At 52.0% G+C, this 14,200-nt stretch carries 13 protein-coding genes, 1 tRNA gene and 1 pseudogene; 11 read left to right on the top strand and 4 right to left on the bottom strand.

Going from position 1 to position 14,200, the window contains the following annotated elements; all coding sequences use genetic code 11:
* The first annotated feature begins 13 nt into the window (after positions 1 to 13).
* The 4 genes from J1C60_RS03515 to hemW are packed head-to-tail and all read left to right on the top strand — an operon-like array spanning position 14 to position 3,038.
* Positions 14 to 727, top strand: coding sequence for a YggS family pyridoxal phosphate-dependent enzyme (locus tag J1C60_RS03515; RefSeq protein WP_128178104.1), 714 nt, complete (start codon positions 14 to 16; stop codon positions 725 to 727).
* Positions 728 to 735: 8 nt separating this feature from the next.
* Positions 736 to 1,290, top strand: a complete 555-nt coding sequence (locus J1C60_RS03510; RefSeq protein ID WP_128178102.1) for a YggT family protein — start codon at positions 736 to 738, stop codon at positions 1,288 to 1,290.
* 25 nt (positions 1,291 to 1,315) lie between these two features.
* Complete coding sequence (locus J1C60_RS03505) at positions 1,316 to 1,909, top strand: XTP/dITP diphosphatase (RefSeq protein WP_128178100.1); 594 nt, start codon at positions 1,316 to 1,318, stop codon at positions 1,907 to 1,909.
* Positions 1,902 to 3,038, top strand: coding sequence for a radical SAM family heme chaperone HemW (gene hemW, locus J1C60_RS03500; protein WP_128178098.1), 1,137 nt, complete (start codon positions 1,902 to 1,904; stop codon positions 3,036 to 3,038). The genes J1C60_RS03505 and hemW overlap by 8 nt, the downstream gene beginning before the upstream one ends.
* Positions 3,039 to 3,111: 73 nt before the next feature.
* Here the strand turns inward: hemW and J1C60_RS03495 are convergent, their stop codons facing one another.
* The 3 genes from J1C60_RS03495 to trmB all read right to left on the bottom strand — a co-directional run bounded on the left by J1C60_RS03495 (position 3,112) and on the right by trmB (position 5,016).
* On the bottom strand, positions 3,112 to 3,825 hold the full coding sequence (locus J1C60_RS03495; RefSeq protein WP_128178096.1) for a YggN family protein: 714 nt from the start codon (positions 3,823 to 3,825) through the stop codon (positions 3,112 to 3,114).
* A 145-nt stretch (positions 3,826 to 3,970) separates the two neighbouring features.
* On the bottom strand, positions 3,971 to 4,297 hold the full coding sequence (locus J1C60_RS03490) for a YggL family protein (protein ID WP_128178094.1): 327 nt from the start codon (positions 4,295 to 4,297) through the stop codon (positions 3,971 to 3,973).
* Entirely contained in the window at positions 4,297 to 5,016 is a 720-nt protein-coding gene (gene trmB / locus J1C60_RS03485) for a tRNA (guanosine(46)-N7)-methyltransferase TrmB (protein WP_128178092.1), read from the bottom strand. The genes J1C60_RS03490 and trmB overlap by 1 nt, the downstream gene beginning before the upstream one ends.
* Before the next feature lie 154 nt (positions 5,017 to 5,170).
* On the opposite strand from trmB, the gene mutY reads away from it, so the two are divergent.
* From mutY to mltC, 3 genes are read left to right on the top strand one after another with little or no spacing between them, the layout of a single operon-like run.
* Positions 5,171 to 6,259: an A/G-specific adenine glycosylase gene (mutY, locus tag J1C60_RS03480; RefSeq protein WP_128178090.1), complete on the top strand. Its 1,089-nt coding sequence runs from the start codon at positions 5,171 to 5,173 to the stop codon at positions 6,257 to 6,259.
* Entirely contained in the window at positions 6,259 to 6,531 is a 273-nt protein-coding gene (locus J1C60_RS03475; RefSeq protein WP_128178088.1) for an oxidative damage protection protein, read from the top strand. Before mutY ends, J1C60_RS03475 begins: the two co-directional genes overlap by 1 nt.
* A gap of 53 nt (positions 6,532 to 6,584) precedes the next feature.
* Complete coding sequence (gene mltC / locus J1C60_RS03470) at positions 6,585 to 7,661, top strand: membrane-bound lytic murein transglycosylase MltC (RefSeq protein WP_128178086.1); 1,077 nt, start codon at positions 6,585 to 6,587, stop codon at positions 7,659 to 7,661.
* A gap of 86 nt (positions 7,662 to 7,747) precedes the next feature.
* On the opposite strand, the gene J1C60_RS03465 is transcribed toward mltC, so the two are convergent.
* Positions 7,748 to 9,889, bottom strand: coding sequence for an ornithine decarboxylase (locus J1C60_RS03465; RefSeq protein WP_128178084.1), 2,142 nt, complete (start codon positions 9,887 to 9,889; stop codon positions 7,748 to 7,750).
* A gap of 689 nt (positions 9,890 to 10,578) precedes the next feature.
* On the opposite strand from J1C60_RS03465, the gene J1C60_RS03460 reads away from it, so the two are divergent.
* From J1C60_RS03460 to J1C60_RS03445, 4 genes and pseudogenes are all read left to right on the top strand, one after another.
* A tRNA-Phe gene (locus J1C60_RS03460) sits at positions 10,579 to 10,654 on the top strand.
* A gap of 407 nt (positions 10,655 to 11,061) precedes the next feature.
* Entirely contained in the window at positions 11,062 to 12,744 is a 1,683-nt protein-coding gene (locus J1C60_RS03455; protein ID WP_242080469.1) for an S-type pyocin domain-containing protein, read from the top strand.
* Positions 12,741 to 13,208: a DUF6392 family protein gene (locus J1C60_RS03450; protein ID WP_128176603.1), complete on the top strand. Its 468-nt coding sequence runs from the start codon at positions 12,741 to 12,743 to the stop codon at positions 13,206 to 13,208. Before J1C60_RS03455 ends, J1C60_RS03450 begins: the two co-directional genes overlap by 4 nt.
* Positions 13,209 to 13,460: 252 nt before the next feature.
* Positions 13,461 to 14,068 (top strand): annotated as a pseudogene (locus J1C60_RS03445) (IS3 family transposase); the annotation flags it as partial.
* Between the last annotated feature and the right edge of the window lie 132 nt (positions 14,069 to 14,200).

Genomic DNA, 14,200 nt, shown 5'->3' with positions numbered 1-14,200 from the left:
AGTTCTCCTGACTATGACCTCAATTCAGCACAACCTACAGCAAGTGCGCCAGCGGATCTCAGCGGCAGCAGAACGCTGCGGGCGCGATCCACAGGAAATTACGCTGCTTGCAGTCAGTAAAACAAAACCTGCGAGCGCAGTTGAAGAAGCCGCGCTCGCCGGGCAAAACGCCTTTGGCGAGAACTATGTACAGGAAGGCGTTGATAAAATAGCGGCACTGACGACGCTTTCCCCACTTACCTGGCACTTTATTGGCCCATTACAATCCAACAAGAGTCGATTGGTTGCAGAAAATTTTGCCTGGTGTCATACCGTGGATCGGCTGCGCATCGCTTCACGTTTGAGTGAGCAGCGACCCGCACATTTACCTCCGCTTAATGTGCTGATCCAAATAAACATCAGTGACGAAAACAGTAAATCTGGCATCATGCTGGCTGCACTACCTGAGTTAGCCAAAGACGTTGCCCTGCTTCCAGGTTTACGGCTGCGCGGACTCATGGCAATACCCGCTCCGGAAGCCAGCTATGAACGCCAGCTTAGCGTCTGTCAGAAAATGGCCGAGGCACTGGCGCAGTTGAAACAGGATTATCCATACGTTGATACGCTTTCTCTGGGAATGAGCGACGATATGGAAGCCGCCATCGCGGCGGGCAGCACCATGGTGCGGATTGGAACCGCAATATTTGGCGCACGTGATTACACAAACGTTACCCACAACAAGAACTGAGGAACCTCATGCTGACGTTGACTTTTCTGGTCAAAACCTTAATCGATCTCTACGTAATGGTGCTGCTGTTACGCATCTGGATGCAGTGGTCACGCTGTGATTTTTACAATCCGCTGGCGCAGTTTGTCGTCAAAATTACCCAGCCAGTGGTGAAGCCCCTACGCCGCATTATCCCGGCAGTTGGGCCGATTGATACCGCATCACTGCTACTGGCCTTTGTGCTAACTACGTTGAAATACCCGCTACTGCTATTGATTCAGGTGGGCGCTTTCTCAGTGGATCCAATGAATCTGCTGGTTGGGCTGCTATCGCTACTGAAATCCGCCGGTAATCTGGTGTTCTGGGTGATTATTATTCGCTCGCTAATGAGCTGGATCAGCCAGGGCCGTGGCCCCGTCGATCAGGTGCTGATTCAGTTAACTGAGCCGTTAATGTCACCAATCCGCCGCATTCTTCCGGCAATGGGCGGTATCGATTTCTCCGCAATGGTGGTGATTTTGATCCTGTATATGCTGAATTACCTTGGCATGGACCTGTTCCCGGGACTGTGGTATTTGCTGTAACGAATAGATGAATACTGGAACTGTTATGCAAAAAGTTGTGCTTGCCACCGGCAATCCGGGCAAAGTCCGCGAACTGGCTCATCTGCTGGCGGAGTTTGGGCTGGATATTGTGGCGCAAACCGACCTCGGCGTTGAATCAGCCGACGAAACCGGTTTAACCTTTATTGAGAACGCGATTCTGAAAGCGCGCCACGCAGCGCAGATTACCGGTTTGCCTGCTATCGCCGACGACTCCGGGCTTGCCGTGGATGCCCTCGCCGGCGCGCCGGGTATTTACTCCGCGCGCTATGCCGGAATCGATGCCAGCGATCGGCAAAACCTTGAGAAGCTGCTGGATGCCTTGCAGGATGTGCCTGATGACCGACGTCAGGCACAATTTCACTGTGTACTGGTCTATCTGCGCCATGCGGAAGATCCTACACCGCTGGTCTTTCACGGCAGTTGGGAAGGCGTTATTACGCATGCCGCGGCTGGTGAAGGCGGCTTCGGCTACGATCCCATCTTCTACGTTCCCTCGCTGGGCAAGACCGCCGCTGAGATAACCAAAGCAGAGAAACAGGCGGTATCCCACCGTGGTAAAGCCCTGACGCTACTGCTGGAAGCGATGCGTAATGGCTAATCTTCCACCGCTGAGCCTCTATATTCATATTCCCTGGTGCGTGCAGAAGTGCCCCTACTGCGACTTTAACTCACACGCGCTGAAGGGTGACGTTCCCCATGAAGAGTACGTTCGTCATCTGCTGGCCGATCTTGAGAAGGATTTGCCGCTAACCGCCGGGCGCGAGGTCAGCACCCTTTTTATTGGCGGTGGAACCCCGAGCTTACTCAGCAGCGAAGCCATGCTGCTGCTGATGGATGGCGTACGTGCCCGCCTGCCGCTTTCTCCTCATGCCGAGATCACCATGGAGGCGAATCCTGGCACGGTTGAAGCCGATCGCTTCAGAGGCTATCAGCGCGCCGGGATTAACCGGATTTCGATTGGCGTCCAGAGTTTTAGTCCGGAGAAGCTGCAGCGGCTTGGGCGGATACACGGACCGGAAGAGGCCGTACGTGCCGCACAGTTGGCCGAAGGTTTAGGCTTGCGCAGCTTCAATCTGGACCTGATGCATGGCCTACCCGATCAGACTCTGGAAGAGGCGCTGGATGATTTACGTCAAGCCATTGCGCTCAATCCTCCTCATCTCTCCTGGTATCAGTTGACGATTGAGCCAAACACACTCTTTAGCTCACGTCCTCCTGTGCTGCCGGACGATGATGCGCTGTGGGATATTTTCGAACAGGGCGACCGCCTGCTAAGCGCGGCGGGTTATCAGCAATATGAAACCTCCGCCTACGCCAAACCCGGTTACCGCTGCGAGCATAACCTTAACTACTGGCGTTTTGGTGACTACCTCGGTATTGGCTGCGGTGCGCACGGCAAGTTAACGCAGCGCGACGGACGTATCATTCGCACGGCGAAAACGCGTCATCCGCGCGGCTTTATGGAAGGGCGCTATCTTGAGCGCCAGCATGAGGTGCCAGACAGTGAAAAGCCGTTCGAATTTTTCATGAACCGTTTTCGTCTGCTGGAACCTGCTCCGCGTGAGGAGTTCGGACGTTATACCGGGCTGGATGAATCGGCGATCCGCGCGCAAATTGATGAAGCGCTGAGTAAAGGCTATCTGGCGGAAACCGCTGAAAGCTGGCAGGTTACTGAAAAAGGGAAGTTATTTTTGAACTCTCTGCTGGAACTGTTTTTAGCGGAATAACTGGCTGCTGATAAACTCCGACAATAAAAAAAGACGCTGATAAAGGCGTCTTTTTTCATATTAAGCCAGTTCCCTAATTTAAGCGGGTCTGAATCTCTTTACGCTGCGTTTCCAGCGAGGTAACGCGATTACATACCTCATGCCCAAAATTCTGGAAATCCTGCTCCTGAGTGCGCCACTCGGCCTGAACAGCCTGCTGTAACCCGCCAAGATTGCCCATAATCGCCTGCAGTGGGTTATCACTCTTGCTACCTTGCTGGCTGCCCAGTTCATTCAGGCTATCCTGCACGAGTCCACCGAGCGCGCCCTGCACCAGACGCTCGCCGTCCTGCCGCACCTGATCGATGGCCTGATGATGAAAAGTGAGCCCGTCACTACGATGCTCGATGATGCGATTCATCTGCTGTTTTAACTGGGTATCCAGTGTAGTCAGACGAGAGCGTGCCTTACTGCCGCTGCCAAGCTTATCAACGATCACTTTATCTAACGCGGCACGACCTTTCTCCAGACGCTGTGTCGCCCCTTGATCGATCCAGGGGAGATCGCGACGCAGTGCCGCCTGATAGTCGATCGCTTTCTGGCGGGTGGCGGTGTCAACCTCTACCGATTTGCCATTGAACTGGACATTGCCCTCAGGGGAGATCACCATATTGCCGCTGGCGCCAACCACCTGCACATTTTTTGGCGTGATAACAACATCGTCCTGAGGTTTGACACTGCATTCATAGGCCGCCTGCGCCTGACTGGCGGTGAGTAACAGTGCTGCGACCAGCGCTTTACGAATCATGGAATCTCCTGAAATCATTTTCTGACAACCATAAAGGTTATCTGCCTTCCCATCCGACTGAACCTTCCCGCTGCATAAATCGCCTATTGGAAAGCACTCTCAGCCGGGGCAAAGAAGCAGGCCAACGGGCCCGCTTAGTGCGTAGTTAGTCCCACCAAACATCGAAGAGTTCAGATATTTTCACATCCTGTAATTTGCGGGCTTCCAGCCAGTTGCGCACCAGTGCCTGATGTTCTTCGGTACATTTGCCGATCTTCTCAAGGCAGATTAATCCTTCCCATGAAAGATAACCGCTACCATCAAACGCTAAGCCATTCGGCTCAATCACTTCATTGATCAGCGCATCAACCGTGGTATCGATCTCTTCTTCGCTGGTGCCTTCAGGAAAGCTCCAGCCCACGGAAAAACCGAGTTCCTGGAACTCATTGATATGCATTTTTTTACGGAGACGACGACTGCGTTGTGTTGCCATTATTTAACCCTCTCGAACATAAGATCCCACACACCGTGTCCAAGACGCTGGCCACGCTGCTCAAATTTTGTTAATGGACGTGACGCAGGACGTGGCACATACGTCTGGTCTTCTGACAGGTTTTTATAGCCTTGAATGCTGCTCATCACTTCCAGCATATGCTGCGCATAGGCTTCCCAATCGGTGGCCATATGGAAAGTACCGCCCAACTTCAGCTTGCGCATTACCTGCTCGGCAAAAGGCACCTGCACGATACGCCGTTTATTATGGCGGGCTTTATGCCATGGGTCCGGGAAAAACAGCTGCACCATCCGCAATGCATTATCCGGGATCATTTTATCAAGCACTTCAATCGCATCATGGCACATCACGCGCAAATTGGTGACACCCGCTTCATGTGCCATGCCAAGACAGGCACCCACGCCAGGTGAGTGAACCTCAATACCGAGGAAATTTTGATGAGGATTATTCTGCGCCATGGTCACCAGCGAGGCACCCATACCAAATCCAATTTCCAACACCACCGGTGCGTCGCGGCCAAATAGCTCAACCAGATCGAGCGGCTGCGGCTGATATTCCACGCCCATTACGGGCCAGTAATTATCGAGCGCCAGTTGCTGTCCCTTGGTTAACCGTCCCTGGCGACGTACGAAGCTGCGTATACGTCGCATTGCGCGACCGTTTTCATCAAATTCGGGTGAAATGACGTCATTAATCATGTGTCTGCCTGTTAATCAACCTGTTCAGGAAATGCGGGCATTATGCAAAGTTACTGCTGAGAAGCAAGCTTCACAAAGTTCTGGTTTACACCTTACAGGCTCTGTGCTGGAATTCCTGCCTGAGTTTAGAGTATTAACGGAAAATTTCCTTCAAATGATGCAAGCGCAACCGTTCGCGCGACAGGTGCTGGACTGGTATCAGCGCTTTGGTCGCAAAACCCTGCCATGGCAGCAACAAAAAACGCCCTACAACGTCTGGCTTTCTGAAGTCATGCTGCAGCAAACGCAGGTTGCCACCGTCATTCCCTATTTTGAACGATTTATGGCGCGCTTTCCTGACATTGCCGATCTGGCGGCTGCGCCGCTGGATGAAGTGTTGCACTTATGGACCGGGCTTGGTTATTACGCACGTGCGCGCAATTTACATAAAGCCGCGCAGCGCGTTGTCGACGTTCACGGCGGCCGGTTCCCGGAGACCTTTGATGAGGTTGCCGACCTGCCGGGCGTTGGACGCTCGACGGCGGGGGCCATTCTGTCTCTCTCTTTAGGACAGCATTATCCGATCCTCGACGGCAACGTAAAACGCGTACTGGCACGCTGCTACGCAATTGAAGGCTGGCCGGGCAAAAAAGAGGTTGAAAAGCGGCTGTGGCAGATTAGCGAAGAGGTGACGCCCGCTGTCGGCGTCAGCCAGTTTAACCAGGCGATGATGGATCTAGGCGCACTGGTTTGTACCCGCTCGCGTCCAAAATGCGAAATATGTCCCCTGAATAGCGGCTGCATCGCTTACGCCAACAGCAGCTGGGCACAATACCCCGGTAAAAAGCCCAAACAAATCCTACCCGAGCGCACCGGCTGGTTTCTGCTGTTGCAGCGCGGAGAAAAGGTCTGGCTGCAACAACGCCCGCCCGTGGGCCTTTGGGGCGGCTTATTTTGTTTTCCACAATTTGCCACGGAGCTGGAACTGCAACACTGGCTCCGGACTTACGGCCTTGATAGCAGTCAGTTGAGCCAGATGACCGCATTCCGCCACACGTTCAGCCACTTCCATTTGGATATCGTGCCAATGTGGCTGGAACTCTCTTCTGCGGGCGCAGCAATGGATGATGGCGCAGGTCTCTGGTATAACTTAGCCCAGCCGCCGTCTGTGGGACTAGCCGCTCCGGTTGAGCGTCTGCTACAAGAATTACGGCAACCACAGCAAATGACGCTGACAACACGCGTGATACAAGAGGAAGAGTAATGAGCCGCACAATTTTTTGTACATTTCTGCAACAAGATGCTGAAGGTCAGGACTTCCAGCTTTACCCTGGCGAGCTGGGTAAACGCATATATAACGAGATTTCCAAAGAGGCCTGGTCCCAGTGGATGTCAAAGCAAACCATGCTGATTAACGAGAAAAAGCTTAGCATGATGAACCCTGATGATCGCAAACAGCTGGAACAAGAGATGGTGAAGTTCCTGTTTGAAGGGCATGACGTCCATATTGAAGGCTACACCCCACCAGAAGAGTAATACGTTGGGCCTCGCGCGCTGAGGCCCCATTTTCGGGCTACGTATAGATAACGATGAAAAAATTTATTGCCTTGCTAGTGATAGCACCGCTGTTGATCTCCTGCTCAAGTAATAAAAAAGAGACTTACCACGAAGAATGGGTGAAGGATACCAACGGTTTTGACATTTTAATGGGCCAGTTTGCCCATAATATTGAAAACATCTGGGGCATCAATGAAGTACTGATTGCAGGCCCAAAAGACTACGTAAAATATAGCGATCAGTATTACACCCGTAGCCACATCAACTTCGATGCCGGTAGCATTACTATCGAAACAATTGCGGGAACAAACCCAACGCAAAGTCTGCGTCAGGCGATTATTACGACCTTATTAGTTGGCGAGGATCCCGGTAACGTCGATCTTTACTCTGATGCAAATGATATTCAGCTCGGTAAAGAGCCGTTACTCTACGGCCAGGTGCTGGATAATACCGGCCAACCTATCCGCTGGCAGGGCCGCGCGGCAAATTTTGCTGACTATCTGCTTCAAAATAAGCTACAGCGCCGCAGCTCAGGCCTGCATGTTATCTGGTCGGTGACCATTCCAATGGTACCTAACCACCTTGATAAGCGTGCTCACCGCTACTTACCGATGGTGCGCAAAGCAGCCGAGAAGTATGGCGTCGATCAGTCATTAATCCTGGCGATTATGCAGATTGAGTCCAGTTTTAACCCGTATGCGGTCAGTAATGCTGACGCTCTGGGGCTGATGCAGGTGGTACAGCATACTGCCGGAGTGGATGTTTTCCGCATGAAGGGCAAATGGGGCAAACCCAGCCGGAGTTATCTTTTCGATCCGGAGAACAATATTGACGCGGGCACCGCTTATCTGTCGATTCTTCAGGGCAGCTATCTGGCGGGAATTAACGATCCGATATCACGCCGCTACGCGGTGATTACCGCCTATAACGGCGGCGCAGGTAGCGTACTGCGCGTCTTCTCCAGCGATAAAAACAAGGCGTTTAGTCTTATTAACGCCATGTCAGCTGCAGAGGTTTACCAGAAGTTAAGCCGTAATCACCCATCAGCAGAATCACGGCGTTATCTGTACAAAGTCAGTACCGCTCAGAAAAGTTATCATCTTTACTGAGAATCTGATTACCGGCCCATGGACGGGCCGAAAAAACATGCTGCAACACAGGCAAGCGGCCCCACAAGCCGCCCGCCGGTACGCAATCAGGCAATCACATAGCCATGCAGGCGCTTAATTCCCTGGTCGTCCGTTTCAGCATAAACGCCCTGTAGCTCCGGCGAGAAACCGGGTAAAACATTAATCCCCTCTTCCAGTGCCAGGAAATAACGCTGAACCGCGCCGCCCCACACCTCGCCAGGAACAACACACAACACGCCCGGCGGATAAGGCAGCGCACCCTCCGCAGCAATGCGCCCTTCTGCTTTGGCAAGTGGAACTAATTCCACGTTGCCACGAATAAATTCAATATTGGCATCCTGGGGATTCATCGCTACCTTCGGCAGGCTCTGCTGGCGGAACATCGCTTTCTGCAAATCTTTCACGCCGTAACTGACGTAGAGATCGTGCATCTCCTGGCATAACCGACGCAGCGTGTAACCCTTGTAGCGTTCAGCATTCTTACGGTAGATCGTTGGCAGGACATCGCATAACAACGCATCGTCTTTTACGTGCTGTTCAAACCGCACCAGCATCGCAACCAGATGCGCCATCTTTTCTGCACTTTCCGCCGGGGTTAGCAGGAACAGAATCGAGTTGAGATCGCACTTCTCCGGCACCACGCCATTCTCACGCAGATAATTAGCCAGAATGGTCGCCGGGATACCAAACGCAGCATACTCGCCGCTCGCCGCATCAATCCCCGGCGTCGTCAGCAATAGCTTACAGGGGTCAATCAGATACTGATCCTGCGCATAGCCCGCGAACCCATGCCACTGTGCGCCGGGGGCAAAACTGAAATAACGGGCATCGCTGGCGATAGTTTCCGTAGCCGCATTTTGCCAGGGCTCGCCATTGACGTTGTCAGGCAGGAAGGGCTTAATCAGCTCACAGTTGGCTAAGATCGCTTTACGCGCGTCGATTCCCAATGTGACGCATTCATGCCACAGCCGACGGCCGGCTTCCCCCTGATGCATTTTGGCGTTGATGTCCAGGGCAGCAAACAGCGGGTAGAACGGACTGGTTGAGGCATGCAGCATAAAGGCGTTATTTAACCGTTTATGACTACAGAAACGCGTCTGTCCACGCAGATGGTTATCTTTCTTATGGATTTGTGACGTCTGAGAGAAGCCCGCCTGCTGCTTATGCACCGATTGTGTCACGAAAATACCCGGGTCGTTCGGCTGCAGATCCAGCAACAGTGGAGAACAGGCTTCCATGACCGGAATAAACTGCTCATAGCCCACCCAGGCGGAATCAAACAGGATGTAATCACACAGGTGGCCTATGCGATCCACGACCTGGCGCGCATTGTAAACGGTGCCGTCATAAGTTCCGAGTTGTATCACCGCCAGACGAAATGGCCGTGCTTCTTTAGCACGATCGGGCGCGACTGCTGCAATCTGCTTACGCAAATAGCGCTCATCAAAACAGTGCTCATCAATACCGCCAATAAAGCCAAAGGGGTTACGCGCCGTTTCCAGGTAAACTGGCGTGGCGCCAGCCTGGATTAACGCACCGTGGTGGTTGGATTTATGGTTATTGCGATCAAACAGCACCAGATCGCCACGCGTTAATAATGCGTTAGTGACCACTTTATTGGCGCTGGAGGTACCATTCAGGACAAAGTAGGTTTTATCGGCGTTAAAGACTTTTGCCGCAAATTTCTGTGCATGCTTGGCTGAGCCTTCGTGAATCAATAAATCGCCGAGTTTGACATCAGCATTGCACATATCCGCACGGAAGAGATTCTCGCCAAAGAACTCAAAGAACTGCCGCCCGGCGGGATGCTTTTTAAAGAAGGCGCCGCCCTGATGTCCCGGACAGGCGAAGGTACTGTTTCCCATCGCCACATACTTTGTTAGCGTATCGAAGAACGGCGGCAGCAGCGCGGCTTCATAGCCATCCGCCGCGGCTTCCAGTGCCGTGCAGGCGTCTTCGCTGTCCGTCAGAAAACCACTGACCTCAGGTAAACCCTGTTTGTCATCTTCGGGCGTTAGCGCAATAAATACCGGCAGATTAAAGCCGGTATGGCGCAACAGCGCCAGTATGCCACTGCGGGAATCCGCGACGGAGACGACCACGGCCGCTACATCGGTGAAATCGGTTCTGTCCAGCGTCACGATATCACGCCCGGTACGAAGGTTTGGCGCGACTGAAGCGCTGGCCGCAATTTTCAATGTTGTCATAACACAATCCCTGAACGTCAAGGATGAATCAGTGCCACAGGCACGGCAATGGGAAGCAGGCAAAGAAATGCCCGTCCCGGCGAAAAGGTGTCAGATTAGTACGCAGCAGACTGGGGTCCGCCTCGACCGATAGACATCAGTAAAATCAGAACGCGTCTGCTTTTACTCATGGCCAGAAGTCAGGCATAGAAAACCTCACCGCATGGTGGTGAGTGCGGGAATCAATAAATGACGACAGGATAGCGATCGCGCGCGCAACGACATCCGAAGATGGCGGGAACAAGTGCTCTTTTGCAGCATTGAACCGTTCATAGCGGCGACCTCAATAAAACAGGATGAAGGGGGGTAACAAAATTCGCGCAATAATGGCATTTTTTATTTTTGCATACAACCCATAAAAACAAATCACCCCTTAGTTCCTAATAAATTACAACCACTTGATTTTTAATAAAATTAAAAAATATGAAAAAATCAAACTGTTTTATTATCCGTAAGTTATGCAATTTTATGCATTTTGCATATTTTTAATGCTACCCACAAAGCAGGCTATTTTTTCTCCATTCGCGCCACGCCTGCCCTGCTCTTTTTGCTGTTTTTCACATCAAATGGTGGAAAAGAACGCAGTCAGTCAGTTTTCATGACAAAAGCATTTGACGCTTTTCAGGCTTTACGGTTTAATGCGCCCCGTTGCCCGGATAGCTCAGTCGGTAGAGCAGGGGATTGAAAATCCCCGTGTCCTTGGTTCGATTCCGAGTCCGGGCACCACTCTTTAAAGAAACCAGCTTAACGGCTGGTTTTTTGCTTTCTGGGGTTCCGGTAGATTTCTGGTCGCGATGACCGCTGATGTCGCTGCTTTACCTCTTCCATCCAGCCTGAGCATTTCTTCTAAGTGGCAACCCCCCTCTGGTCGCGGTAGCCTTGTCTGTCAGACTTCAAATCCCCAATAGACACTATATTTCACATGAGTACCCGGCTGACGGATTCATTACTGCAAGGCCACATCCGGTCTTTGTCCGGTCGGAAGTCAAACGCGAACCACCAGCACTAACTCTACCTCCCAGCCCTCAACAACAATCCCTGTATCAAACCGAACATTTTTCACCCTGATTGATTTAGCTTTAGTCATGTGTTGGGTATTATGCCTACGATATCAGTATGATTCATGAGGGATTATGACCAGAGCACTGGTAAGGTTTGGAGACAAAACCACGAGCGGCGGTGAAGTGATTTCAGCTTCCTCGACGATTATTGAAGAACGGAATATTGCCCTGAATGGCGATATGGCATGGTGCCCGAAAGAAACCTGCAACGGGCCATTTCAGATCAATGGCACTGCGTATTACTTCTCTGAAAACAAACCCTGTGTAGCCACAGGCGATCGGGTACTTTGTAACTGCAAAAACAACCAAGTGCTGGGCAGTACGACAATTTGGGTGGAAGATAGTCCGAGCGATCCTTTTGAGGAGCATCGCAAGCGGGCAGCGGAATGGCCAATTAACAAAATAGCTGCCGCCGCCGTTATAGCCGCTATTCCGGTGTTCGCAAAGTCTGTCCTGCGTGGTACTGGTAATACCGATGCCGGGGAGTCAGAAGAACCACAAAGCAACATCGGCGAAATGAGTTTCTATCAGTCACAACCCACTCGGCCAGCCCCTGGGCCAGAACAACACGCACAGGCCGCAAAGAAAAAGAAAACTGCACCGCCACCAGAGCCACCGAAGAAATCACTCTTCGATAAAGTCACAGGCTTTTTCTTTGGTGAAGCTGAAGCGATGTCTCTTCCCCCGCCGCCAGTCATGGCTGGGACCACCGAAGCCGGGATGGCTGCCTCTGCCGGAGGAGCAACTGCTAAAGCCAGTCAGGACGCCGCTACAGCATTAACTCACTCCATGAAACGCCTCTCCGGCCCCGAAGTCTGGAACGGGCAGTTGGCGATGAATCTGCCGTTCGTTGTCATGGGTGCAATCATTCAGTCGAATCTCAAAGGCGAACAGAGCGACCTGCTGACGCCTCAGAACCTGCTGGAAGTGGCTCACAGCAAGGGTACCGTCCCTACCCGCGTCCGTTATAACTGGATCACCGATGACAACAGCGGGAAGCTGAAAGCAGTTGGCTATCACACTACTGCCGCCAGTGGCCGTGATCAGGTGCGAGTCAGAATGCTGGAGAAACAGACCGATGGCAGCTATGAATTCTGGGGCGACGAACGAAGCGATAAACCATTAATCACATGGACACCAGCAAACACGCCGGGGTCACAGAACGGCTGGAACACAGGGAATAACAACCCACAGGCAGGAACCGTCACGATACCGGGGCTTGAACACCCGGATATTCAGAATGTGACCATCACCACCACGCCACTGCCAGAGGAAAAGGACTTCCGGGATTACATTCTGGTGTTTCCGGGCAACGTCCATCCGCCAATTTACATCTATCTCAGCAAGCCTCCAGTAGAACTGCTGGAAGTTGAGCTTTATATCGACTTCAATGGCCGCTCGCGGCAGGGTGAATACGAAGCTGACCACATGCCATCCGCAGCAGCCGTTAGATTGTATTATCAGCGGCTTTACCCCGATGCTGACGAAAAGGAATTAGAAATGTTAGCGAAAGAAGTTGCTGCAATAGTGATTCCAAAGGGTGTGCATAGGAAAATAAGTGAAACCTATGGGGGCCGTAACAGGGAGCCGGGAAGAGTGGATCGTGATTCCCGAGACCTTCGAGCTGCAGCTGATCGAAACTTTGACGTGATAAAGCCCGCCTTGAAAGAATCTGGTATCACCGAGGAAAAACTGGAAGCAGCAAGGGCCAAAATACACGAATTGAATGAGAGCGTGGAGCTATATAAAAAATGACAGTCAATGTAGAAAGTCTGATCCGTAACCTCGGGAAAACTTACGAGCAACTCTTTAATGCTGGGTTGATTCCATACAAATCTAAACCTACAGGCTTCTCTGGTTCTGATGTTGTTACTCTTGATATGGCAAAAGAGGGAATCTTTTTAGCCTTCCATCGCGACTCCAACACATTGAAAGAAATAACATTAACATTGCTAGACCAAGAAAAGAAGAATTGGGTGTTCCCGAATACTTTACCGACGCCACTGGAGCCAGTGATGGCTCGTCCTTGGGTTCATAATCGGCTAGGTGAGCCAGATAAAGCTCTTCCCCCTAGAAAAAGGGGAAGGCGTGAGATTGGCTGGACAGAAAGATTTACGTTACTCGACTTTCATATTCCGCTCACTTTACAGGTTGACTATGAACTGAACGATTACGCTAGAAAGATAACCTTTCTGCCAACATCAGAACTCCGCTGGTAACAACCACAACGGCTCCTTTCGGGGCCGTTTCCAACATCCCCCGCCCTATCCGGTACAAGAAAGGTGCAGATCAACACAGGAGATTGAATCATGCACGTTGAAATCATTAATCAGGCCCGCGAAATCCTCACTCAACGGCTGTACCGCACCGACTCGCTGACTTCACCACGCGACACTGAAAGCTATCTGGCTCTCCAGCCAGGAGAGCGGGAACAGGAAGTGTCTAGATTATCCGTGGCGATTCAGACCAATATGACAAAACCAGCATCAACCACCAAAAAGCCATGTAAGCAACATACGCCTGAATTTCGTGAAGAAGCTCTGAAACTGGCCGCCTGAAACATCAGCTGGCTGAACGGGATGAAGAGCTTGCCATTCTCCAAAAGGCCGCGACATACTCCGCGAAGCGCCTGAAATGAAGACTGTCTTTATCGAAAAACATCAGGCTGGGTACTGTGCGTGGCCCGCAGCGGCTGGTATGCGTGGAAGAGGCGGCGTATCGCCATTAATACCCTTCAGCAGGTCTGCGACAGCGTGGTGAGTGGCGCTTCCAACCGGGTAAAAAAAGCACTACGGCGCACCGTGTCTGGCGGATGAACTGCATGCGCAGGGTTATCGTTTCACCGTGAAAACCGTGGCGGGGCAGCATGAGCGCCCGGGGCAACTGCGACGATAATGTCTGTGCGGAGAGCGTCTTCCACACGCTGAAAGTGGAATGCATCCACGGAGAACGTTTTGCCAGCCGGGAAATAATGCGAACGGCGGTATTTAATTATATAGAGTGTGATTACAATCGCTGGCGACGCCACAGCGCCTGCGGTGGTCTCAGCCCGGAACAATTTGAAAACCAGAACCTCGCTCAGGACCGTGTCCACATTACGTGGGTAGGATCGCTTTTGCCCGTCTTGCCCGGAAGACCGACGCACCTTTACTGTACTATCATCATCCGGGGTTGCCACATGATTTTTGCTTGTATACAGGCACAACAGGCT

The organism is [Pantoea] beijingensis, from assembly GCF_022647505.1.
Lineage (GTDB): Bacteria > Pseudomonadota > Gammaproteobacteria > Enterobacterales > Enterobacteriaceae > Erwinia > Erwinia beijingensis.
Note: the sequence above shows the minus strand (reverse complement) of the source record. Positions and strands in the feature narration are given on the sequence as shown.